Origin of the sequence: Streptomyces hyaluromycini (assembly GCF_002217755.1) — a bacterium.
GTDB lineage: Bacteria > Actinomycetota > Actinomycetes > Streptomycetales > Streptomycetaceae > Streptomyces > Streptomyces hyaluromycini.
Genome location: NZ_BCFL01000034.1, coordinates 158,714 through 182,059, shown reverse-complemented (window position 1 = coordinate 182,059; position 23,346 = coordinate 158,714). Strand labels below are relative to the sequence as shown.

The 23,346-nt window shown below is 71.1% G+C and carries 23 protein-coding genes; 17 read left to right on the top strand and 6 right to left on the bottom strand.

Going from position 1 to position 23,346, the window contains the following annotated elements:
* Positions 1-223 precede the first annotated feature (223 nt).
* Entirely contained in the window at positions 224-1,006 is a 783-nt protein-coding gene (locus SSP29_RS45395) for an ALF repeat-containing protein (protein WP_089106834.1), read from the top strand.
* A 261-nt stretch (positions 1,007-1,267) separates the two neighbouring features.
* Here the strand turns inward: SSP29_RS45395 and SSP29_RS45390 are convergent, their stop codons facing one another.
* The 4 genes from SSP29_RS45390 to SSP29_RS45375 form a co-directional block, all read right to left on the bottom strand.
* A complete protein-coding gene (locus SSP29_RS45390; protein ID WP_089106833.1) occupies positions 1,268-1,957 on the bottom strand; it encodes a DUF899 domain-containing protein in 690 nt (229 codons plus the stop codon).
* A gap of 100 nt (positions 1,958-2,057) precedes the next feature.
* Positions 2,058-2,279 carry a helix-turn-helix domain-containing protein gene (locus SSP29_RS45385; RefSeq protein WP_089106832.1) on the bottom strand — a complete coding sequence of 74 codons (222 nt, stop codon included), beginning with the start codon at positions 2,277-2,279 and terminating at the stop codon, positions 2,058-2,060.
* A complete protein-coding gene (locus SSP29_RS45380; protein WP_089106831.1) occupies positions 2,279-2,770 on the bottom strand; it encodes a DUF2975 domain-containing protein in 492 nt (163 codons plus the stop codon). Before SSP29_RS45380 ends, SSP29_RS45385 begins: the two co-directional genes overlap by 1 nt.
* A 119-nt stretch (positions 2,771-2,889) precedes the next feature.
* Positions 2,890-3,567 (bottom strand): GAP family protein, encoded by a 678-nt coding sequence (locus SSP29_RS45375; RefSeq protein WP_089106830.1) that lies wholly within the window; start codon positions 3,565-3,567, stop codon positions 2,890-2,892.
* Between the two features lie 528 nt (positions 3,568-4,095).
* Here SSP29_RS45375 and SSP29_RS45370 point away from each other — a divergent pair.
* Complete coding sequence (locus SSP29_RS45370; protein ID WP_150136188.1) at positions 4,096-4,686, top strand: hypothetical protein; 591 nt, start codon at positions 4,096-4,098, stop codon at positions 4,684-4,686.
* Here SSP29_RS45370 and SSP29_RS58940 read toward each other — a convergent pair.
* Positions 4,683-4,856 carry a hypothetical protein gene (locus SSP29_RS58940; protein ID WP_167450158.1) on the bottom strand — a complete coding sequence of 58 codons (174 nt, stop codon included), beginning with the start codon at positions 4,854-4,856 and terminating at the stop codon, positions 4,683-4,685. The genes SSP29_RS45370 and SSP29_RS58940 overlap by 4 nt on opposite strands.
* A gap of 92 nt (positions 4,857-4,948) precedes the next feature.
* Between SSP29_RS58940 and SSP29_RS45365 the strand changes: the two genes are divergently transcribed.
* From SSP29_RS45365 to SSP29_RS45330, 8 genes are all read left to right on the top strand, one after another.
* Positions 4,949-6,301, top strand: coding sequence for a Dyp-type peroxidase (locus tag SSP29_RS45365; protein ID WP_089106829.1), 1,353 nt, complete (start codon positions 4,949-4,951; stop codon positions 6,299-6,301).
* A 73-nt stretch (positions 6,302-6,374) separates the two neighbouring features.
* A complete protein-coding gene (locus tag SSP29_RS45360) occupies positions 6,375-7,526 on the top strand; it encodes a catalase family protein (RefSeq protein WP_089106828.1) in 1,152 nt (383 codons plus the stop codon).
* Between the two features lie 233 nt (positions 7,527-7,759).
* Positions 7,760-8,509, top strand: a complete 750-nt coding sequence (locus tag SSP29_RS45355) for an SDR family oxidoreductase (RefSeq protein WP_089106827.1) — start codon at positions 7,760-7,762, stop codon at positions 8,507-8,509.
* A gap of 71 nt (positions 8,510-8,580) precedes the next feature.
* Positions 8,581-9,189 carry a VOC family protein gene (locus SSP29_RS45350; RefSeq protein ID WP_089106826.1) on the top strand — a complete coding sequence of 203 codons (609 nt, stop codon included), beginning with the start codon at positions 8,581-8,583 and terminating at the stop codon, positions 9,187-9,189.
* Positions 9,190-9,275: 86 nt separating this feature from the next.
* Positions 9,276-9,560, top strand: coding sequence for a DUF6400 family protein (locus SSP29_RS45345; RefSeq protein ID WP_089106825.1), 285 nt, complete (start codon positions 9,276-9,278; stop codon positions 9,558-9,560).
* A gap of 129 nt (positions 9,561-9,689) precedes the next feature.
* Positions 9,690-10,697, top strand: a complete 1,008-nt coding sequence (locus SSP29_RS45340) for a polyphosphate kinase 2 family protein (RefSeq protein WP_089106853.1) — start codon at positions 9,690-9,692, stop codon at positions 10,695-10,697.
* A 69-nt stretch (positions 10,698-10,766) separates the two neighbouring features.
* Complete coding sequence (locus SSP29_RS45335) at positions 10,767-11,789, top strand: HAD-IC family P-type ATPase (protein ID WP_150136187.1); 1,023 nt, start codon at positions 10,767-10,769, stop codon at positions 11,787-11,789.
* Positions 11,790-11,933: 144 nt separating this feature from the next.
* Positions 11,934-12,401, top strand: coding sequence for a hypothetical protein (locus SSP29_RS45330; RefSeq protein ID WP_089106824.1), 468 nt, complete (start codon positions 11,934-11,936; stop codon positions 12,399-12,401).
* Between the two features lie 108 nt (positions 12,402-12,509).
* Here SSP29_RS45330 and SSP29_RS45325 read toward each other — a convergent pair whose 3' ends face one another.
* Complete coding sequence (locus tag SSP29_RS45325; RefSeq protein WP_089106823.1) at positions 12,510-12,863, bottom strand: DUF805 domain-containing protein; 354 nt, start codon at positions 12,861-12,863, stop codon at positions 12,510-12,512.
* Positions 12,864-13,034: 171 nt separating this feature from the next.
* Between SSP29_RS45325 and SSP29_RS45320 the strand changes: the two genes are divergently transcribed.
* The 7 genes from SSP29_RS45320 (at position 13,035) to SSP29_RS45290 (ending at position 23,302) form a co-directional block, all read left to right on the top strand.
* Complete coding sequence (locus SSP29_RS45320) at positions 13,035-13,889, top strand: hypothetical protein (RefSeq protein WP_089106822.1); 855 nt, start codon at positions 13,035-13,037, stop codon at positions 13,887-13,889.
* 108 nt (positions 13,890-13,997) lie between these two features.
* Positions 13,998-14,762, top strand: coding sequence for a TIGR03936 family radical SAM-associated protein (locus SSP29_RS45315; RefSeq protein ID WP_089106821.1), 765 nt, complete (start codon positions 13,998-14,000; stop codon positions 14,760-14,762).
* Between the two features lie 277 nt (positions 14,763-15,039).
* The gene (locus SSP29_RS45310; protein ID WP_089106820.1) at positions 15,040-19,038 is read left to right on the top strand and encodes an Rne/Rng family ribonuclease; all 3,999 of its coding nucleotides are present in this window, start codon (positions 15,040-15,042) and stop codon (positions 19,036-19,038) included.
* Positions 19,039-19,308: 270 nt separating this feature from the next.
* Positions 19,309-19,629, top strand: a complete 321-nt coding sequence (rplU, locus tag SSP29_RS45305; RefSeq protein ID WP_007381993.1) for a 50S ribosomal protein L21 — start codon at positions 19,309-19,311, stop codon at positions 19,627-19,629.
* 14 nt (positions 19,630-19,643) lie between these two features.
* On the top strand, positions 19,644-19,898 hold the full coding sequence (rpmA, locus tag SSP29_RS45300) for a 50S ribosomal protein L27 (RefSeq protein ID WP_010041940.1): 255 nt from the start codon (positions 19,644-19,646) through the stop codon (positions 19,896-19,898).
* 126 nt (positions 19,899-20,024) lie between these two features.
* Positions 20,025-21,464 (top strand): GTPase ObgE, encoded by a 1,440-nt coding sequence (obgE, locus tag SSP29_RS45295; RefSeq protein ID WP_089106819.1) that lies wholly within the window; start codon positions 20,025-20,027, stop codon positions 21,462-21,464.
* Between the two features lie 287 nt (positions 21,465-21,751).
* The gene (locus SSP29_RS45290) at positions 21,752-23,302 is read left to right on the top strand and encodes an alkaline phosphatase D family protein (protein ID WP_089106818.1); all 1,551 of its coding nucleotides are present in this window, start codon (positions 21,752-21,754) and stop codon (positions 23,300-23,302) included.
* The last annotated feature ends 44 nt before the right edge of the window (positions 23,303-23,346 follow it).

Below are 23,346 nucleotides of genomic sequence, written 5' to 3'. Positions count from 1 at the left end.
GCGCGAACGCCGGCCACCTGCCGCCGCCTCCTGCGGTTCTCCGCCCGCCCCGAACCCGGCCGAGGACTCGGGACGGACAGCGCACGCCGGCGTCGGTGAAGTCCGAACTCGCCATCGCATCCGCATAGTTGAGGACCGTCCGCCGCCGAGAAACGTGTTGATCCGTGCACCTGGCATGTGGATGCTTCATACCGGTCAACCCACCGAATACGGAGGCACATCCATGAGACCGACCCGCGCCGCGATGCTGGTCGCCGCGACCGTTCTGACGCCCGCCCTTCTCTTCACCGCACCGGCCTTCGCCGCCGACGCGTCCACGCCGACCACGCCCGTCGCCACCACGCCCGCCACGGCCTGCCCGGACGTCTCGTCCGGTACCGGGACCCCGGTCGACGAGCTGACGGACGACCAGGTCAGGGCCGCGATCCAGGACATCCTCGCGGACGACAACGCCGGGGCGGGCGTGCTGCGCGAGGCCGACCAGGCGCTGAGCGGTACGGCGGAGGACATGCGTGCCTTCCTGGAGACGGGATGCCGCCTCGCCCAGGCCGAGGACGACTCCGTCGCGGTCGCCCATGTCCTCGCCGTGGCCACCCAGAACGGTGACAAGCGGGTGATCAAGGCGGCCAACGCCGCCCTCGACGCCAACACCCCGGAAGCGCTGCGTGCCTTCCTGGAGACGGGGTACGCCCAGGCCCAGGTCGAGGACGACTCCGTGGCCGTGGCGCACATCCTGTACGTGGCCACACAGAACGGTGACAAGAGGGTGACAGCGGAGGCCAACGCCGCCCTCGATGCCGGTACCGCCGAAGCCCTGAGCTACTTCCGGTGGACCGGATACCGGCTCGCGCAGGCCGAGGACGACCGCGTGTACATCATCCACATGCTCACGGACCCGAACATCAGCGACGCCATGTACGACGCGATCCAGGCGGTCCTCGACGACGGCAGCCCGGAAGCCCTCCGCTACTTCCGCACCGTCGGCCAGTACGAGATCGGCAGCTGAGCACAGCACAGCACAGCACAGCCGCGCAAACCCGGCCGGCCGGGCCAGGCCCGCGCCGCACGCGGCCCGGCCCGGCAACGCGGCAGACGCGGGCCCGCGCAGCCCCGCGTCTGCCGTGGCGGCGGCCTTGTCGTATCGAGCGGCTGGGGGAGACCGCATGGACCACGAGCGCCGCGTAGGGCGGGAACGGGAGGGGCGGAACAGCACCTGGATATCTGGACATGGGGCCGTTCGTGGCTGTCCCGCCATGGACACGCACACTCAGCCGGAACCCGGGCCGTAGAGCGCAGCGATGTTCTCGGAGGTCGCCCACCGGCTGTAGGTGGGGGACTGGGGCCAGCCCTCGGGCGAGTCCTGCCATTCCTCCTGACGTCCGTACGGCAGGAGATCGATCAGCGCGAAGCTGTGGCTGAGCTGCTCGGTGCCCCGGCCGTCGGTGTGCCAGGTGCGATAGACGGTGTCGCCGTCGCGCAGGAACACGTTGACTGCGAATCCTCCGCCGGGAGGTGCGCCGACGTCGGACCCGAACGGGCTGTTCGCCGTCGAGTACCACGCCATCCGGTTGCCGACCCGCTGCTTGTAGGCGAGCGCCTCTTTGATCGGGCCCTGGGTGACGACGACGAATCGTGCGTCGTAGTTGTCCAGGAACTCCAGGCGGATGTACTGCGAGGTGAACCCCGTACAGCCCGGGCACTGCCATTCCTTGCCGGCGAACCACATGTGGTTGTAGACGATCAGCTGCCTCCTGCCCTCGAAGACGTCTGCCAGCCGGACGGGGCCGTCCTCGCCGTCGAGTGTGTACTCCGGCATCTCGACCATCGGCAGGCGGCGGCGCTCGGCGGCGATGGCGTCGAGTTCCCGTGTCGCCGCCTTCTCCCGGGCACGCAGTGCCCCGAGCCGGTGTTCCCAGGTTGCGGCGTCGACGACGGGTGGTAGTGCGTGGTCGCTCATGGTTCCCTCGCAGATCTCGTGCGCAGCTTCGGCTTGTGCGAAGGCAGACTGCACAGGGCTCCGGAACTCATCGGCCGGCCTGCGAACGCCCCGGGGCGCGTCATCCGCCCGCGGCACCCTCGGTCTCCCAGCGCAGCAGGTCGCCCGGCTGGCACTCGAGCACGTCGCAGAGCGCGGCGAGGGTCGCGAAGCGCACCGCCTTGGCGCGGCCGTTCTTGAGTACCGCCAGGTTGGCGGGCGTGATCCCTACCCGGTCCGCGAGCTCGCCCACGGACATCTTCCGCTTTGCCAGCATCACGTCGATGTCGACGACGATGGGCATCAGATCACCTCGTCCAGCTCGGCCTGCATCTGCGCCGCTTCGACGTCGCGTGCGACGGCCTGGGCGAGCAGCATCCGCAGCACGAGCACGATGAGCGCGACCCCGAGGATGGCGACGCCGATCCCGCCCATGATGACGGTGACGCCCGGGTCGTCCCGCTGGCCCGGCGCGTTGACGGCCGTGACCGCGAACCACAGGAGGGCCGCCGCCACGATCGCGCCGATCACGAGGTCCACGTACCGGAAGGCGGCGTGGGAGAACACGGTTCCGCGTCGCACCATCGCCACCAGCCGCCATACGGCGACCACGGCGACCTGGGCCGACACCATGCCCAGGATCGTGATCACGCGCAGCGCGGTCAGCGGGAGCGTCCCGTCCTCCGGGTCGCTCCCGCTGACCAACACCCACACCATCCCTGCCTGTACGAACACGGTGCCGGCGAGCACCACCACGAGCACGGCGCGCAGCGCACGCACTGTCAGCTTTCCCACGACCCGTCCTTCCATCGAATTACGATGGGAATCTATCGAAAGTCGATAGGTTGGACAAGGGGTGGGGCGCAGGAGGGGGGCGGTGGAAGTCGTCCTCGTTCGAGCACTGAACGGACGCGTCAGGAGATCAGGATGCCGATGCCGTCTCCGAGCAGCTTCAGGCCGAGGACGAAGAACAGGACCGCCATCACGGCGACGTTGTGCTGGGCCGCCCAGTCCTTCCAGTTGCCGAGCGTGGTCTTGGCCCGCTCTCCGCCGAGCAGGAAGACCGCCAGCGGGGCGAGCAGGCCCAGGGTGGCGATCACGACGAAGATCGCCAGTGCTGCGATCTGCTGCCCGACCGGCAGTCCGGCGGAGCCGATCGCGGCGCCCGCGGCGATGGTCAGCGGAGCGTTCTTGGCGTTGAGTGCGGCCAGGGCCAGACCGAGCGCGAAGACCTTGACCGGCGTGAGGCGGTCGATCGCGCTCATCCACTTCGGCAGCCGGGCCTCCGAGGGATCCCTCGGGCGCCGGTGCCATTGCCGGGCGCCGAAGACGACGAGGAACAGGCCCAGGGCGAGTTTGAGGGCTCCCACCCAGGTGGCCGGGTGACTGTGGGCGGAGGCGCCCGCGGGGGAGGCGATCGCCAGCATGACCGCGCCCAGCACCGAGAGTCCCAGGATCCAACCGACGGTGAAGAGGACTCCGTTGAGGCGTCCCCGAGGCGTCGCGAGTATGAGGATGACCGCGATGATCGGGAGCGGGCTGACCGCGACACCGGCCGCAAGCCCCAGGATGTCACCGAGAACCTTGCCCATGATCGCCTCCAGGTGGCGGGCAGAGCAGCTGTCGAACCGGGCGACCTCTTACGGGGGGTGGGTCCCCCCGCCCGGCCGCCTGAACGCGGAACCGTGGATCTGCGGCGGGCACGCGGTCCGACGCGACGGCGGTCCTCGCCGGCCGGCGCCGGCCCGCGGTTCGGCCGGATGTTCCGGATGTTCCGGGCTGCCGAGCGTCCCGTCGCCCCGGCAGGCTCGTATTCCATGTTCCTGCGCTCCGGCGAGTCTGTCCTCGCGAGCTGTCCTGAGCTCCGAGGGGCTGACGAGGTGTTGAGGGACCGAGGGGCTTGGCCTGCTCGTCGCTCCTGGCGACGGCGCACTCGCGATCCCGCGGGTGCGGACCGTGGCCGTCGGCTCTTCCGGTGCTCCGTTCCGCGTGACCGCGACGTCCCGGGCCGGGGATGCGGAGCGACCGGCATGTGGTCAGGATGAAGAGGTGAGGGTGACGGCGCCCCATGCCCGGGCGTTTGGCAACCCTCGCACCGACCGTGGCAGGAGGACGTCACGATGACTGCGACGACAGGCGCAACCCAAACGGCTCACCCCGAGCGCCCGGGCAGGTCGGACGGGGTCTGCAACGAGTTCACCGTCTTCACCGAGATCAGGCCGGGCCATGCGGATGCCATGCGTGAGGATCTCGCCACGCTCGCCGACGCGACGAATGACGAGAGGGTCCATGCGGCCTTGCACCAGATCGGCACCCTGCACGACGCACGGCACGTGATCTTCGACAATGACACCCGGCACATGTTCGCCAGCGTCTTCGACGGTTCCTGGGACACCTACATCGACGACTTCGCCCAGACGGAAGTCGGGGACCGCTTCGACAAGGTCTTCTCGCACACCGAAGGGTTCCCCGGCGTCGCCGATCCGGGGGTGAAGGACTGGTTCGTCGCCCACCAGGCGCCCGCGGGAGTCTTCGTCAGCTCCTATCCCGATCTGACCGTTCAGCAGGTCTGGAAGGACCAGCGCGTGAGCACGGCGTTCCAGGAGGTGCTGGACACCCCCGAGTTCCGGGCGGCACTGGACAACCCCGCGAACGCCGAGTTGCTGGCCACGCCCGCCTTCCAGAAGCTGTTGGAGGAGGCCTCGGCCTAGAACTCGGCCTGGAACTCGGCCTGGAACTCGGCCTGGAACTCGGCCTGGAACTCGGCCTGGAACTCGGCCTGGAACTCGGCCTGGAACTCGGCCTGGAACTCGGCCTGGAACTCGGCCTGGAACTCGGCCTGGAACCCGGACCAGAACCCGGACCCGGCCGACGGACCCAAGGCCCCCGCCGTCGGCGGACCGTGTCGACGGGCGCGCACCGGCCGTTGCAGGGCCGTCCAGGCAGAAGACCGATGCGGAGGCACAAGCGACCATGAACACAGCGGACAGCGGCGGCGCCGCGGGCGTGCGCGTCGAGATCGACGACGTCCAGAGCGGGGCCCTGCGGCCCAGGCCCGTCCCGTACGAGGGAAAGTTCGTCTTCCTCCATGTGGACGACCGCCACGCCGGGCGCGCCCTGCTGCGCCGGCTGCTCCCGCTGACCTCGGGTGGTCTGCCCGCCGTGGACCCGGAACAGGACGCCTGGGTGGCTGTGGCGTTCAGCTACCAGGGGCTGAGGGCCCTGGGGGTGCCCCAGGAGTCGCTGGACAGCTTCCCGCGGGCGTTTCGCGAGGGCATGGCCGCCCGGGCGGAGCTGATCGGCGACGTGGGCGAGAGCGCGCCGTCCCGCTGGGAGGCGCCGTTCGGAACCGGTGACGTCCACATCGCGTTGAGCGCCCTGTCCTCCGACGCGGCGCGGCTGGACAAGGAGCTGGAGCAGGCCCGTGTCGCCTACGAGGACACCCCCGGCGTCCGGGTGATCTGGCAGCAGGAGGTCCGCCAGCTGCCGACCGGGCGCACCACCTTCGGCTTCCGCGACGGCATCAGCCATCCCAACATCGAGGGCGTCGGGCTGCCCGGCTCCAACCCGCAGGAAGCCCCCATCAAGGCAGGCGAGTTCATCCTCGGCTACCCCGACGAGACCGGCGGTCTGCCGCCCATGCCCAGCCCCGACGTGCTGGGGCGCAACGGAACCTACGTGGCCGTTCGCAAGATCCACACCAACGTGGCGGCATGGCGCCGGTACCTGCGCGCCAACAGCTCGGGCGCCGAGGAGGAGGCACTCCTGGCGGCGAAGATGGTCGGGCGCTGGCCGAGCGGGGCGCCGCTGACGCTGGCGCCGGAGCACGACGATCCGGAGCTGGCGGCCGATCCGCACCGCGTCAACGACTTCCTCTACCGGGAGAACGACGACCGCGGCTACCGATGCCCCGCCGGCGCGCACATCCGGCGTACCAACCCCCGTGACTCCACCATCATCGGCGACGCGCGGATGCACCGGCTCATCCGCCGCGGCACCACCTACGGCCCGCCGCTGCCCGAGGGCGTGCTGGAGGACGACGGCGCCGAGCGGGGCCTGGTCGGGGTCTTCATCGGCGCCCACCTAGAGCGGCAGTTCGAGTTCATCAAGGCCGAGTGGGTCAACGACGGCAACTTCATCGGCTACCCGGGCGAGAAGGACCCGGTGGCCGGGCATCACGGCGGAACCGGCAGCGTCACCATCCCGGAGAAGCCGGTCCGGCGCCGCCTGCAGAACCTGCCCAGCTTCGTGGTGACCCGCGGCGGCGAGTACTGCTTCCTGCCGGGTCTGCGCGCCCTGCGCTGGCTCGCCGAACTGGAGGGCTGACGGCGATGCCCGCCCCCTGACGTCCGCTCACGCCCCGACGTCCGCTCACGCTCTCCGAGGAGAGGTCGAAGTCATGGCAGCACAGTTCGTCCGCTACCCGCCTGATGTCGAAGACGACGCTCCGGACTTCGACCGCGACGTGCAGACGGTGATCGAGAAAACCGAGAGCTACATCGCCGAGTCGGTCGAGGCCGGCGGCACCGGACGGGCCCTCCGCGACGCTCACGCCAAGGGCTACGGGCTGGTCCGGGGAGAAGTGGAGATCCTGGCCGGGCTGCCCCCCGAGTACGCCCAGGGAATCTACGCGACGCCCGGCATCCACGACGCGCTCATCCGCTTCTCCAACGGCTCGCCCCACGCCGGAGCCGACGCACGACTGGGTGCCGCCACCGGACTTGCGCTGAAGATGTTCGACATCCCCGGCCCGACCCTGCTGGACGACGAACCGGACTCGGGCACGTTCGACTACGCCAACATCAACGGACCGGTCTTCTTCTGCAACACGGTCGAGCACTACCTGTTCATCCAGGAACTGTTCCTGAACGCGCCGGCCTACTTCTCCCAGGGCCGCCCCGGCGCACATCGCTTCTACGCCGATTTCGTGACCGGAAAAGGAACGCTGAATCAGGAGAACTGGGCGTGGGACGAGTTCCTGGCGTTCCTGCGCCTGTCGAAGATCCCTCCGGCGAACCTGCTGCTGTCGAGCTACTGGACGATGGGCGCGGTCCGGCACGGTGACTACATCGCCAAGGTGCGCATCACCCCCGAACCGTCCTCCGCCGCCGCGGTCGTCCGGCGCACCGTCGACCCGGCCTCCGCGCAGGAGGTCTTCCGGCCGGCGCTGCAGGCCGAGTTGCAGGAGCGGCCCTACGCCTTCGACATCCAGGTCCAGCTCTGCACCGACCTGCAGCGCATGCCGGTGGAGGACACCACCGTGGAGTGGCCCGAACAGCTCTCGCCGTCCTTCACCGTGGCGAAACTGCGGCTGCCGCGGCAGGACATCTCCGGCCCGGAGAACCTGGAGAAGATGGACGCGCTGTCCTTCACCCCCTGGCGGGTCACCGCCGAGCACGCGCCCCTGGGCAACATCATGCGGGCCCGCAAGGAGGTCTACCGGCGATCCTCCATCGCGCGCCACCAGCTCAACCAACAGCCGCGCACCGAGCCCCGCAGCGCCGACGACGTACTCGGCCCGGTCCGGGATGCCGTTCCACCGGGCGGATGACAGACTGAGGTTCCGGAGCCGGGTGACCGCGGCGGAGAGCCCGGGGCGGCCCCGGCCGTCCCCGCAGCCCCGCACTGTGCGCCGTCCATGAGCTCTGAAGCGCGGTACTCCCCGGAGGAAACCGCTCCGCTGATCGACGACCCGTACAACGACTTCCTGTCCGAGGGCGGAGAGCTGTGGCCCCGTGCTCACCACCGACGAGTCGGGCGGCGCCGGCGGACGTGGAGGTGGTCATGGCTGGTGAGCCGAGCGGAACGAACGGGAAACTGGCCGGACAGACGGTCGTCGTGGTGGGCGGCAGCGCCGGCATCGGTCTGGAGACGGCGCGGCAGGTGCGGGCCGCCGGCGGTGACCTGGTGCTCGTGGCACGGAACGCCGAACGCCTGCGGCGGGCCGCGGACGAACTGCGCCCGCTGACCACGGCCGTGCTCGACGCCCAGGACACCGCACACCTGGAGCGCTTCCTCGGGGAGCTGCCCGGGCGGGTCGACCATGTGATGGTGACGGCGGGCAGCCCGTCGTACACCCCCCTCGGCGAACTCGATCTGACCAGTGCCGCCCGGGACTTCGGCGGACGTGTCGCGATGATGCTGGCGGTGGCACGGGCGGGCCGGGAGAAGGTCAGGGCCGGGGGAACGCTGCTGTTCATCGGCGGCACCGGCGGCCGGCGGCCCGCGCCCGGGATGGCCGTGGCGGGCGCCGTCACCGCGGCGCTGCCCGCGCTCACCGCCAACCTGGCGCTGGAGGTCGCCCCGGTCCGGGTCAACCTCATCGCGGCCGGGTTCGTGGACACCCCCCTGTCCGCCGCCCTCCTCGGTGACCAACTGGAGTCGCGGCGCGAGGAGTTGCGCAAGACACTGCCGATCGGCCGGGTGGTCGGCCCCGCGGACGTCGCCGCTCTCGCCGTGCACATCATGGTCAACGACGCCCTCACCGGCGCCACCTACGACATCGACGGCGGTCAGCAACTGCTCGCACACTGACCGCCCGCCCCTCGCCGGTATCCCCTACGCCCCTACGCCCCTACGCCCCTACGAGACGGGAGGCGCAAGTCATGGACATGAAACTGGAGGTCGTCGTGGTGCCGGTGGCCGACGTCGACCGGGCCAAGGACTTCTACACCACACTCGGCTGGCGCCTCGACGCGGACGTCGCCGGCGACGGGGACTTCCGGGTCGTACAGGTGACGCCGCCCGGCTCCCCGGCGTCGGTCATCTTCGGCTCCTCGGTCACCGACCAGGCTCCGGGCTCGGCCCGGGGCCTGCACCTGATCGTCGACGACATCGGGGCCGCCCACGACGACCTGGCCCGGCACGGCGCCCGCCCGAGCGACGTGTTCCACGACGCCGGCGGGGTCTTCCACCACGCCGGCGCCGATGCCCGGGTCGCCGGCCCCGACGGCAGCTACGGCTCCTTCCTGTCGTTCAGCGACCCGGACGGCAACGGCTGGCTCCTCCAGGAGGTCACCACCCGGCTCCCGGGGCGGCTCGACCCCGCGGCCACCACGTTCTCCTCCGCCGACGACCTGGCGAGTGCCCTGCGCAGGGCCGCGGCGGCGCACGGCGAGCACGAGGCACGCACCGGTGGCGAGGACCCGGACTGGCCGGACTGGTACGCGCGGTATCTGGTGAGCGAGCAGGCCGGGACCGCACCGCCCGCGTGAGCCAGGCGCAGGCGCGCCCCCGACCTGCTGTGATGTGCCCCACGGGCTCTTGTCGTGAGCCGTACGGCGTACCTAAATTCGGTTATATGTCCGACAAAGATGCCTCCCGTCCCACCGAGCCGGTCGAGTTCTCCGTCGACCTCACGGGTCACGAGATGACCCGCAGGGCGCACGTCATGGCGGCGCTCGGCGACGGCTGGGACCCCGTCGAGATGGTGCGGGGCGAGGAGGAGGCCTTCGACATGCTGTACTCCGGCCTCGATCCGGAACAGCAGCGGCTGTACGACACCCTCGTCGCCGCCGGCGTCCTTCCGCGACGCGGGGAGGACGGGGACCGCAGTGGCGGTGGCGGCGGAGACGCCGCTGTCTGATCCGCGTGCCCTGGCCCCGGCGTACGAGGTGAACCACCCGCGAGGGGTGAGGACGGCCCGGGCGGCCGAGGGGAGGCTGGACGGGCCGCTGTGACGGGCGGACCGGCCGGTGCGAAGGGCGGGTGGGCCATGGGTGACGACAGAGCCGACCGCATCGCGGAGTTCATCGAGCCGCTGCGGGTCGAGCCCGGCAGCAAGGTACGGCTGGCCGAGGACTTCGACCCCGGTTTCCGGGCCGGCATCCGCAAGAAGAAGGACGGCGTCGAACTGCTCCGCAGCGGTATCGAGCAACTGGCCGACTACCAGCGGCGGCTGGCCGCCCAGGACGCCTACGGAGTGCTGCTGTGCCTGCAGGCCCTGGACGCCGGCGGCAAGGACGGCACCATCCGCCACGTCATGAGCGGAGTCAACCCGCAGGGCGTGCGCGTGGTCGGCTTCAAGGTCCCCTCGAACGACGAACTCGACCACGACTACCTGTGGCGCTACTCCCGGAACCTGCCCGGCCGCGGTGAGATCGGCATTTTCAACCGCTCCCACTACGAGGAAGTGCTCGTGGTCCGGGTGCACCCGGACAACCTGCGCCGCCAGAAGCTGCCCGACGCGGCCCGCGGCCCGGACGTGTGGGAACGGCGCTACCGCGAGATCAACGACTGGGAGCGCTACCTGACCGACAACGGCTTCAGGGTCGTGAAAATCTTCCTGAACCTGTCGAAGGAAGAACAGCGCACCCGTTTCCTCAAACGCATCGACGTACCGGAGCGGAACTGGAAGTTCTCGCCGGCCGACGTGCGCGAGCGGGCCTACTGGGACGACTACCAGCGGGCGTTTTCACAGATGTTGTCCGCCACCAGTACGCCATGGGCGCCCTGGTACGTGGTTCCCGCCGACCACAAGTGGTTCGCCCGCGTGTGCGCGGCCGCCGTCCTGGTGCACACCCTGATGGCCATAGACCCGAAGTACCCGCAGGTCAGCGACCAGACCCGGCGCGAACTGGCCGAGGTCAGGAAGCAGCTGGAGGCGGAGGCACCCGCAGGGGCGGCCCCGGACCCGTACACGGCGGCGGAGAAGGAAAACAACGAGAAGAAAAACAAGAACAAGAAAAACAGGAACAAGAAAAACAAGAAGGCGTCTTCATGACCGCGCGGACAGACGCCCCGCAGGGCCGGGCGGCCGGCGGCAGGCCGTGGTACGCACATCAGGGTCCGCATGGTGACCGGCGACGACGTCGTCACCGGCGCCGCCATCGCCCGGCAGCTCGGCATCGAGGGCGAGGCCATGCTGGGAGCGGACTTCGCGGCCCTCCCGGAGAGCGAACGACTCGCCCGGATCGACGGCATCGGCGTCGTCGGCCGGGTCGCCCCCGAACACAAGGTGCTGCTCGCCGAGACGCTGAAGAAGAAAGGCGGCGTCGTCGCCATGACCGGTGACGGCGTCAACGACGCGCCCGCGATCAAGGCGGCCGACGTCGGCATCGCCATGGGCTCCGGCACCGAGGTCGCCGAGAACGCCGGCCGCATGGTCCTCGCCGACGACAACTTCGCCACGATCGTCTTCGCCGTCGAACAGGGCCGCAAGATCTACGACAACCTCACCAAGTACATCCGGTTCGTCCTCGTCCTGCTCGTCGTGTTCGTGCTGACATTCCTCGGCGCGACCCTGTTCGACATCGCCGCCGGGGAACCGTTCACGCCGGCACAGGTGCTGTGGATCCATTTCTTCGTCAACGCGGCCTTCGGCTTCGCGCTCGGCTTCGACCGGCAGAGCCCCGGCCTGATGGCCCGCCGCCCGCGACCGCGCGGTGCACACGTGCTCACCCGGGGCGTCATGCTCACCGTCGGACTGTCCGGCCTGGTGATCACCATCGGCCTGCTCTGCCTGATCGAACTCGGCACCACCCGCTACGGCAGCGCCGCGATCGGCCAGTCGATGGCGTTCACGTCCTTCGCGCTCTGCCTGATCGTGGCCGCCCTGGAGTGCCGCAGCGAACGCGACACCGTGCTCACCACCGCCAGTTTCGACAGCAAGCAGATGAACCGGGCCATGCTGATCGAGTTCGTCCTCGCGGTCCTGGTCACCCAGACGGACGCCTTCCGCAGACTGCTCGGCACGACCGAACTGAACCTGGCCCAGTTCGGCTGGACGCTGCTGCCGGCGCTCGCGCTGCTGGCGCTGTGGGAAATCGGCAAGTTCCTCGCCCGCTGGAACGGCATGCCGGTCCCGCGGACATGACGCGCCGCGGACCGGAATGTTCCGCGTGTCGACGAAACCGTGACACGACCGCGATGGAAGCCGCCCCGCACCGGCCGCACAATCGGGGAGACCGGACACCGGTGAACAGCGGAACGCGGGCGCACAACGGGGGAGTTGGCGGACATGGAACTGGAACTGGGTTACGACCTGCTGGGCGGCCGGCTGCGCAGCATCGGGGAGGTCGAGCTCGCCTACGGCCGCTGGGGCGGCCGGCCCCGCGCGCTCGGGCCGCATCCGCTGGAGTACGACATGCTCGGCAGCCGGCTGCGCCGGATCGGCGACGTCGAGATCGGCTACGGCCGCCTGGGCACGGTTCCCAGAACGTTCGGGACCTGGGACGTCGACTGCACCGCCTGGTCGGGCATCCCGCGGCGCATCGGGCCGTACCCGATCGACCACCCCAGGCTCAGCGGCCGGGTGCGCGGGATCGGCCCGCTCTTGGTGGAGTACGACCTGCTGGGCGGCCGGCCCCGCCGCATCGTCCTGCCCGCCGGCCTGCACGCCCTCCCCGACGACCTCCTGCGCGTCACCTTCCTGGTCCTGTTCCTGCAGACCGAACGCAACAGGAGGAACTCGTCCTCCGCCGCATAGGCGCACAGCCGCACAGTCGCGCAGCAGCCACAGGCACACAGGCGAGCCACAGGCACACAGGCGAAGGCCCGCCGGAGGGTTCCGGCGGGCCTTCGGTGTGTCGGCGGGTCAGACGGCGGCCGCGTACTTCGGGTTGGCGCCGTACTGGTTCTCCTCCGGCTTGCCGTCGGACGCGAGCCAGACCAGCACGAAGATCCAGCCGACCAGCGGGATGATGCCGACCAGGATCAGCCAGCCCGAGCGGCCGGTGTCGTGCAGGCGGCGGACCGCGACACCGAGGCCGGGCAGCAGGACCGCGAGGTTGTAGATCGCCGCGAGGGCGGCGAAGTGGATGGCGTTGCCGACGACGGCGAGCACGATCGCGATGATCACGTTGATCAACGTGAACATCCAGTACTCCTTCCGGCGCGCGCGTCCGCTGAACACCGCGTACTTCTTCAGTACGTCCACGTACCAGTTCATTACTCGTCCCCCCGGGGATCAAGGCGTGATTGTGCGCACAGCAAATCAAGCCGACGTGGCCGGTTCCATTCAGATTGGCGTGAGCGGGTCAACCGTTACCGTCTCGCCGCCGATCGGTGATCAAGGGCGGCCGATCGCATCCGCGCGGTACGCGATAACGTCTCTCCGGCCATGGACATGCAGAAACAGCCCCAGCAGCCGTCACGCGCGCAGCCGCAGCCCCCCGAGGGGTGCCTGGTCGTCGCGATCAGAATCCCCGTCCGGATTTTCGTGTTCCTGGTGGTGCTGCCGGTACGCCTGCTCTGGGACGCGTTCGCCGCCGTCGCGAGGTTCCTGTGGCGGTACGTCCTCGCCCCGGTGGGACGCGCGATCGGCTGGATCCTCCACGGGCTCCTCGTCGTACCCCTGATCTGGCTGTACCGGTACCTGCTCACCCCTCTCGGCCACGCCCTCGTGTGGCTCTACGCGCGCGTGCTCACCCCGATCGGCCATGCGCTTGTGTGGTTCCACGCGCGCGTGCTCACCCCGATCGGCCACGCGGTCGTGTGGCTCCTCACGCCCGTCGCGAAGGCCGTCGCCTGGGTGTTCGACATGCTCGGCACCGCCCTGTACTGGATCGCGCGCGTGCTCTTCGTCCTGCCCGTCCTCGTCCTGTGGCGGTACGTCCTCGCCCCGGTCGGCCACGTCCTCGGCATCGTCCTCAGGGAGACCGGGGAGGCCCTCGGCCACGCGTGGCGCGCCGCCGGGTACGTCGCACGGGCCGCCGGACGGGTGCTCGGGACCCTCTTCCGGTGGATCTTCCTGGAGCCCGCGCGATGGGTGTACCGGACTGTCCTCACCCCGGTCGGACACGTCGTACGCGACCTCGTACTGCACCCGGTGGCCGAGGCCGCACGCGCGATCGGCCGTGCCGTCCGCCAGGCCCGCGCCGACCTCCGCCGCGCCCTCTTCGGCGAGCCGAGGCGGCCCGCGCCCGTCGACCGCCGGGAACCCCGGGGCCGCGACACACGTACTCTTGATGGATAGCAGTACCCAGCCGTACGGCCGACAGCGGTACGGCCCCCGCACAAGAATCACGAAGGACTGACGACACTGGGCAAGCGACAGCCCGAAGGCCCGCCGCCCGCACCCGCGGTGCAGCGCATCCGACTGCGTTACACCAAGCGCGGCCGCCTCCGGTTCACCAGCCACCGTGACTTCCAGCGCGCCTTCGAGCGTGCGCTGCGCCGCGCCGAGGTGCCGATGGCGTACTCGGCGGGGTTCACACCGCACCCGAAGGTGTCGTACGCCAATGCCGCACCCACCGGCACGGGCAGTGAGGCGGAGTTCCTGGAGATCGCACTCACCGCACCCCGAGACCCGGAGCGGCTGCGCGCCCTCCTCGACGAGTCGCTGCCCGCCGGGCTCGACATCGTCGACGCGGTCGAGGCACACACGTCCGGACTCGCCGACCGGCTCACCGCCTCCGTGTGGGAGCTGCGGCTGGCCGGCGTGGACCCGGCACAGGCCGAACAGGCCGTCGCCGCGTTCAACACCGCCGGATCCGTCGAGGTCCAGCGCATGACCAAGAACGGCGTCCGCACCTTCGACGCCCGCCCCGCGGTCGTACAACTTGAAACACAGAGTGAAACGGCTGATAGGCCGACCGACCAGGCCTGTGCGATACTGCGGCTGGTTGTTCGGCACGTGACGCCTGCCGTACGACCCGACGACGTCCTGTCCGGTCTCCGCGCCGTGGCCGACCTGGCGCCGCCGGTCCCCGCAGCGGTGACCAGGCTGGCGCAGGGGCTGCTCGATGAAGAGACCGGCACGGTGACCGACCCGCTCGCGCCCGACCGCGAGGCAGCTCAGGCCCTTTCGAAGGCCGAACAGACTGCCGCCGCGACGGCGCCGGCGTAAGGAAGGTCCCGCGAAGGACGGACGTCGTAGCGCAGCCCTCGTACTCGGGAGCCACCTGGGTCGGGCAGCGCACTGACCAGAAGACTTTCGCCAGGCCGTCCGCGACAAGGCGTACGGAACCGGCGAGACAGGACACAAGAGAGCTCCTGTGCGGCGCCCGCGCCCCACACGGCGGCACCGCGCACCGCGCGAGCCGCGGACGTCACCGGCGGTCGCTCGACTCGATCGACGCCGGACCAGGCGCGGCGCCCGGGAGCCTGACGGGAGAAACGCCCGCATGCTCGAACCGACCGAGCCCACCGAGGGCTCCGAACCGAACACCCCCAGCGACACCCTGCCGCCGCGCAGGCGTCGCCGTGCCGCGTCCCGCCCCGCGGGACCGCCCGCAGGGACCGAGGCCGTGGCCGAGACCACGGCCGAGACCACGGTGCCGGCCATACCGGCCGCCGAGACCATCGATTCCGCCGCCGAAGCGACGGAAGAGGCCGCCGAGACCCCTGAGACGGCCGAGACCGCCGGGGCCGTCGAGGAGGCCGCACCCGCCCCGCGCACCCGGCGCCGTGCGACCCGCCGCGCCTCCGCGCCCGCCGGATCCCCGGCCGCCGAGGCCGAGGAGGCACAGCCGCAGGAGACCCCTGAGGCGGTCGAGGCCACCGAGGCAGTCGAGGAGGCCGCGCCCGCTCCGCGTACCCGGCGCCGTGCGACCCGCCGGGTGTCCGCGCCCGCCGAGCCGGCCGAAGAGGCCGCGGCCACGACCGTCGCCGCCGAGGTGGCCGAGGCACCCGAGGCCGTCGAAGCTCCCGGGGCCGTCGAAGCTCCCGAGGCTGTTGAAACTCCTGAGGAGGCCGCGCCCGCTCCGCGTACCCGGCGCCGCGCCACCCGCCGGGTGACCGCGCCCGTCGGCGCGCCCGAGGCCGCTGCCGCCGAGACGGCCGCCGCTGCCGTCGAGGAGGAGCCGCAGGCAGCCGTCGCCGAGACCACGGCCCCTGAGGCCCCGGCCACCGAGTCCGTCGAGGCCGAGGCTCCGCGCCGGTCCCGGCGTCGCGTCGTGCGGCAGGCCGCCATCGGGTTCTCCGAGCCCGCCGCCCCGGCCACCGCCGAGGAGGAACCGCAGCGCCGCCCGGCCCGCCCCGCCGTCGCCGTCTTCCAGGCGCCCGTGTTCGCCGAGCCGAAGTTCCAGACCCCCGAGCGCGCCGCCGCCGAAGCGGCCGCCGAGGCCGCAGGCACCGAGGAGCCCGAGGAGTTCGGGGCTGCCACGGTTTCCACGGCCGCCACCACTTCCTCCGCCGCCCCCGCTTCCGCCGCGGCCTCTGCAGCCTCCGCTTCCACGGCGTTCGCCGCGGAACCGGCCGAGCAGGCCGAGGCCGGTTCGCGCCGTCGGCGCCGCCGCCGGGGCGCCGTGGAGGAGGCCCCGGTCGCCGGGTCCGCGGCCGAGGACGAGACCGAGGAGCCGGAGGAGTCCGTCGAGGACGCCGCCGACGGCGACGACGAGGCCGAGGAGTCCGGCTCCCGCCGGCGCCGCCGTCGCGGTGGCCGGCGCCGCCGCCGCGGTGACGCCTTCGACGGCGAGGGCGCCGACGACGGGACCGACGAGCTCGCCGCCGAGCAGGCCGAGCAGGACGCCGAGGACACCGCCGAGCAGGAGGAAGAGGACGACGAGGACGCCCACGACGAGGCCGGCCTGTCCTCCTCCAGCAGCCGCCGTCGCAGGCGCCGTCGCCGGCGCGCCGGGGACACCTCCGCCGACGCCGAGCCCGGCGAGGGCGACCCGGAGCGCACGGTCGTCAAGGTCCGCGAGCCCCGCAAGCCCTCCGAGCCCTCCGACGAGGTCCAGTCCATCAAGGGCTCGACCCGGCTGGAGGCCAAGAAGCAGCGCCGCCGCGAGGGCCGCGAGCAGGGCCGCCGACGCGTCCCGATCATCACCGAGGCCGAGTTCCTCGCCCGCCGCGAGGCCGTCGAGCGGGTGATGGTCGTCCGCCAGCACGGCGACCGCACGCAGATCGGCGTCCTGGAGGACGGCGTGCTCGTCGAGCACTACGTCAACAAGGAGCAGTCGACCTCGTACGTCGGCAACGTCTACCTGGGCAAGGTCCAGAACGTGCTGCCGTCGATGGAGGCCGCCTTCATCGACATCGGCAAGGGCCGCAACGCCGTGCTCTACGCCGGTGAGGTCAACTTCGAGGCGCTGGGCATGGCCAACGGCCCGCGGCGCATCGAGTCCGCCCTGAAGTCCGGCCAGTCCGTCCTCGTCCAGGTGACGAAGGACCCGATCGGCCACAAGGGCGCCCGTCTGACCAGCCAGGTCTCCCTCCCCGGCCGCTACCTCGTGTACGTCCCCGAGGGCTCGATGACCGGCATCAGCCGCAAGCTGCCCGACACCGAGCGGGCCCGGCTGAAGACCATCCTCAAGAAGATCGTCCCCGAGGACGCGGGCGTCATCGTGCGCACCGCCGCCGAGGGCGCGAGCGAGGACGAGCTGCGCCGCGACGTCGAACGGCTCCAGGCGCAGTGGGAGGACATCCAGAAGAAGTCGAAGAACGGCAACGCCCCGACGCTGCTGTACGGCGAGCCGGACATGACCGTCCGGGTCGTCCGCGACATCTTCAACGAGGACTTCTCCAAGGTCATCGTCAGCGGTGACGAGGCCTGGGAGACCGTCTACGGCTATGTCGCGCACGTCGCGCCCGACCTCGCGGGCCGGCTGTCGAAGTGGACCTCCGAGGTCGACGTCTTCGCCACGTACCGGATCGACGAGCAGCTGTCCAAGGCGCTGGACCGCAAGGTCTGGCTGCCGAGCGGCGGTTCGCTGGTCATCGACCGGACCGAGGCGATGGTCGTCGTCGACGTCAACACCGGCAAGTTCACCGGCCAGGGCGGCAACCTTGAGGAGACCGTCACCCGCAACAACCTGGAGGCGGCCGAGGAGATCGTCCGCCAGCTGCGGCTGCGCGACCTCGGCGGCATCATCGTCATCGACTTCATCGACATGGTCCTGGAGTCCAACCGGGACCTGGTGCTGCGGCGCCTGCTCGAATGCCTCGGGCGGGACCGTACGAAGCACCAGGTGGCCGAGGTGACCTCGCTGGGGCTCGTCCAGATGACCCGCAAGCGGGTCGGACAGGGCCTGCTGGAGTCGTTCTCCGAGACCTGCGTGCACTGCAACGGCCGTGGCGTCATCGTCCACATGGAGCAGCCCAGCTCCGGCGGCGGCGGTGGCGGCGGCAAGCGCAAGAAGCGCGGGCGTGGCGGCGACGGGCACGAGCACGACCACGACCACGACGTGCACGAGACGCACGAGGTCGTGGCCGACGGGGCCGTCGAGCACGCCGAGGCCGTCCACGCGGTCGAGACGGCCGCCGAGGTCGCGGCGGAGGCCGCCGTGCCCGTGTCGCTGCCCGCGCCCGACTTCGCGCCGGACGAGGAGCTGTACAGCAGCGTCGCCGAGGCGGAGGCCGCGGCCGGCCGCGGCCGTACCCGCCGCCGGGCGGGCCGCCGGGCCTCGGCTCCGGCCGGCGCGCCCAGGGAACGCCGTGCGACGCGGCGGGAGGCCGAGGCCGAGACGGAGCCGGCAGAGGTGTCCGCCGAGGCGCACGCCGAGCCCGTCGCCGTCGAGGACCTGGTGGTCGAGGCTCCGCAGGCCGCTGTGGCCGAGGCGGCCCCGGCCGTCGAGGAGACCGCGCCCAAGGGCCGTACGCGCCGGCGTGCCACCCGGAAGGTGTCGGCGCCCGCCGGTTCCCCGGCCGGGGCCGAGGCGACCGTGGTGACGGTCGTCGCCGAGACCGCCCCGGCGGCGGAAGCGGCGCCCGAAGCGGCGGTGGAGACGGCCGCGGAGACGGTGGCGGAGACGGCACCGGAACCGGTCGCCGAGCCTGAGGCGGCCGCGCCCGCCGAGAGCGCCGCTCCCGCCCGCCCGCGCCGCCGTGCGGTGCGCAAGGCCACCGCGCCGACCGCGTCCGAGGAGGCGGCCGTCGTGGTCGTACCGGCCGCCGAGGCCGTCGAGCAGGCGGAGGCGCCGGCCGCCGAAGCCCCGGCCGCCGGGGAGACCGTCGAGGAAGCCGTCGAGGAGGCCGCCCCGGCCAAGAAGACGGCCCGCAAGACGGCTGCCAAGAAGACCGCGGCGAAGAAGACGGCCGCCAAGAAGACCGCTGCCAAGAAGACGGCGGCCGCGAAGAAGACGACGACGGCCAAGAAGGCGGCCAAGACCGCCAAGACGGCCGCCGCCAAGTCGACGGCGAAGAAGACCACCACGGTCGCCACCGCCTCCGACGAGGGCTGACGCCCGGGCGCGGGGCCGGTCCACGTGACCGGCCCCGCGCCTTTCGGGACCCGGTCCGAGTGACCGGCCCCACACACCCCGGGGCCCGGTTTGACCCCCTCGGCCACCGCCCCGTAACCTTGACCGTCGGCGTGTCCATGGATAAGAGGACGCGCCACATCCCCGTAAACCTCTTCCTCCGGAGCACACGGTGTTCCGGAGAGGCCGCCCGCGTTCGCCGGGCGGCTGGACTGCGGGGGTGCCGTTCCCGAGCGAGAGAGTGAGATCCGCGTGTACGCCATCGTGCGCAGCGGTGGTCGCCAGCACAAGGTTGCTGTCGGCGACATCGTTGAGGTTGACAAGATTTCCACCGCCAAGGTTGGCGACACGGTCGAGCTCTCGACCCTGCTCGTTGTCGACGGCGACGCTGTGACCAGCGACCCGTGGGTCCTGGCCGGCATCAAGGTCCAGGCCGAGGTCGTGGACCACCACAAGGGCGTCAAGATCGACATCCTTCGCTACAAGAACAAGACCGGCTACCGCCGTCGTCAGGGCCACCGCCAGCAGTACACGGCGATCAAGGTCACTGAGATCCCCGCGGCTGCGAAGTAAGGGACTGAGGAGAGATGGCACACAAGAAGGGCGCATCGTCCACCCGTAACGGTCGTGACTCCAACGCTCAGCGCCTCGGCGTGAAGCGCTTCGGCGGTCAGGTCGTCAACGCGGGCGAGATCCTGGTCCGCCAGCGTGGCACCCACTTCCACCCGGGTGCGGGCGTCGGCCGTGGCGGCGACGACACGCTGTTCGCGCTGCAGGCCGGTTCGGTGCAGTTCGGCACCCACCGTGGCCGCAAGGTCGTGAACATCGTCCCGGTCGCCTGAGCCTGAGTTTCAGGGCCCAGACCGAACGTTTCGAGAGGCGGACCTCACTTCCCGATCGGGAAGGCGGGTCCGCCTTTCGCGTGTTGACATAGGTAATACCCCGTAAGTATCTGGAGGCACTGCACCATGACCACCTTCGTGGACCGCGTCGAGCTGCACATCGCCGCGGGTAACGGAGGCCACGGCTGCGCCTCCGTACACCGGGAGAAGTTCAAGCCGCTCGGCGGCCCCGACGGCGGCAACGGCGGCCGCGGCGGCGACGTCATCCTGACCGTCGACCAGTCCGTGACGACCCTTCTCGACTACCACCACTCCCCGCACCGCAAGGCCACCAACGGCAAGCCCGGTGAGGGCGGCAACCGGGCGGGCAAGGACGGCCAGGACCTCGTCCTGCCGGTCCCGGACGGCACCGTCGTCCTCGACCAGGCCGGCAACGTCCTCGCCGACCTCGTCGGCCACGGCACCTCCTACGTCGCCGCCCAGGGCGGCCGCGGCGGCCTCGGCAACGCGGCCCTCGCCAGCGCCCGCCGCAAGGCGCCCGGCTTCGCGCTGCTCGGCGTGCCCGGGGACCTCGGGGACATCGTCCTGGAACTGAAGACCGTCGCGGACGTGGCCCTGGTCGGCTACCCGAGCGCCGGCAAGTCCTCGCTGATCTCCGTGCTGTCCGCCGCCAAGCCGAAGATCGCCGACTACCCGTTCACCACCCTGGTCCCCAACCTCGGTGTGGTGACCGCCGGTTCCACCGTCTACACCATCGCCGACGTGCCAGGACTCATCCCCGGCGCCAGCCAGGGCAGGGGCCTCGGCCTGGAGTTCCTGCGCCATGTCGAGCGGTGCAGCGTCCTCGTCCACGTCCTCGACACCGCCACCCTGGAGTCCGAGCGCGACCCGGTCTCCGACCTCGACGTCATCGAGGAGGAGCTCAAGCAGTACGGCGGCCTCGGCGACCGGCCCCGGATCGTCGTCCTCAACAAGATCGACGTCCCCGACGGCAAGGACCTCGCCGAGATGGTCCGCCCCGACCTGGAGGCTCGCGGCTACCGCGTCTTCGAGGTGTCCGCGGTCGCCCACCTGGGCCTGCGCGAGCTGACGTTCGCACTCGGCGAGCTGGTCGGCCAGGCCCGCGCGGCCAAGCCCAAGGAGGAGGCGACCCGGATCGTCATCCGCCCCAAGGCCGTGGACGACGCCGGCTTCACCGTCATCCAGGAGGACGACGGCCTCTACCGGGTGCGTGGCGAGAAGCCGGAACGCTGGGTCCGCCAGACCGACTTCAACAACGACGAGGCCGTCGGCTACCTCGCCGACCGCCTCAACCGCCTCGGCGTGGAGCAGGAGCTGATGAAGGCGGGTGCCCGCGGGGGCGACGGCGTCGCCATCGGCCCCGAGGACAACGCCGTCGTCTTCGACTGGGAGCCGTCCATGATGTCCGGCGCAGAGATGCTCGGCCGCCGGGGCGAGGACCACCGCTTCGAGGAGCCGCGGCCCGCCGCGCAGCGCCGCCGCGACCGGGAGGCGGAACGCGACGAGTCCCTGCGGGAGTACGGCGACTTCGACCCGTTCGAGTAGGACCGGTAGGCCGGTAGGGCCGGGGCAGGTAGGACCGCCGCCGGCCTCCCCGGTCTCCGGGGTCGTTGATCTGCCGTCAGACCCGTCAGACCCGTCAGACCCGTCAGACCCGTCAGACCCGTCAGACCCGTTGTGGTTGGGACCCGTTCCCGGCCGCAACGGGTTTTCTGTTGTCTGCCCATTTGTCATGCGCACGCATACCCGTGTTCAGCGGACAGACCGTCCGGCCGTGGGAGCTTCCGAAAGCCAGACCGTCCAAGAGGCCACCGTGGCAAGGGAGTCCGCGCATGACCGGAGCACCATCGCCCGACCGCCGCCGCCTTCTGACCGCCGGCGCCGCCGTCCTCGGAGCCGCCGCATCCGCCCAGCTCTGGCTGCCGTCCGCCGCCCGGGCCGCCGAAACCCCGCTGCCCGACGGAGTCTTCGGCCTCGGTATCGCCTCCGGCGACCCGCTGCCCGACGGCATCGTGCTCTGGACGCGGCTCGCCCCCGATCCCCTGAACGGCGGCGGCATGCCGGACGAGATCGTCCCCGTCGAGTGGGAGATCGCCGAGGACGAGCGCCTCCGCAAGGTCGTCCGCCGCGGCACCGCCCACGCCCGGCCCGAGTACGGGCACAGCGTTCACGTGGACGTACGAGGACTGCGCCCCGACCGCTCCTACTGGTACCGCTTCCGCGCCGGCGGCCGGATCTCCCCGACCGGCCGCACCCGCACCGCCCCCCACCCGCACGCCAAGGGCGGCACCCTGCGCGTGGCCCTCGCCTCCTGCCAGAACTGGCAGCACGGCTATTTCACCCCGTACGCCGACATGCTCGCCCAGGACCCCGACGTCGTCCTCTTCGTCGGCGACTACATCTACGAGTCCACGCCGTCCTCCGCGGGCCCCCGCCGCCACGAGGGCACCGGAGAGCCGTACACCCTGGTGCAGTACCGCAACCGCTACGCCCAGTACCGCAGCGACCCCGACCTCGCCGCCATGCACGCGAACGCCCCCTGGGTGGTCACCTTCGACGACCACGAGGTCGACAACGACTGGGCCGGCGAGGTCCCCCAGGACCCCGCCAAGCAGTCCCACGACGCATTCGTCGCCCGGCTCGCCGCCGCCTTCCAGGCCTACTACGAGCACATGCCGGTCCGGGCCACCGCGATCCCCGACGGGCCGCACATCCAGATGTACCGCCGCCTGGAGTTCGGCCGGCTCGCCCGGCTCAACGTCCTCGACACCCGCCAGTTCCGCAGCGACCAGGTCACCAGCCAGGCGGCCGCCGAGGACCCCTCGCTCACCATGCTCGGCGCCGAACAGAAACAGTGGCTGCTCGACGGACTGCACGACTCACCGGCCCGCTGGAACCTGATCGCCTCGCAGATCATGATGGCCGAGACCGACATCCTGCCCGGCGACGGAAAACTCTGGTACTACGACGCCTGGGACGGCTACCAGGTCGAACGCACCGCCCTGCTCGACGAGTTCGCCTCCGTTCGCAACCCCGTCGTGCTCAGCGGCGACCGCCATCTCACCATGATCAGCGACCTGAAGAAGGACTTCGCGGACCCGTCGGCGGACGTCGTCGGCGCCGAGTTCGTCGGCACCTCCATCTCCAGCAACGGCGACCAGGACCAGGCCGCCTTCCACGCCCAGTGGGACCCGCTGAAGGCCGACAACCCGCACTGGAAGGTCATCGACGCCCACCGCGGCTACCACCTCTTCGACATCCGCCGCGACGGCATCGACGCGCGCGTGCGAGTCGTCGACACCGTCGTCGGGCCGCAGGCCGCCGCGAGCACGCTCGCCACCCTGCGCGTCGAGACGGATGAACCGGGCGTACAGGTCGTCTGACCCGCGAACCGGGCGCGCCGAACGTCAAGTCTTTGTAACAGGAG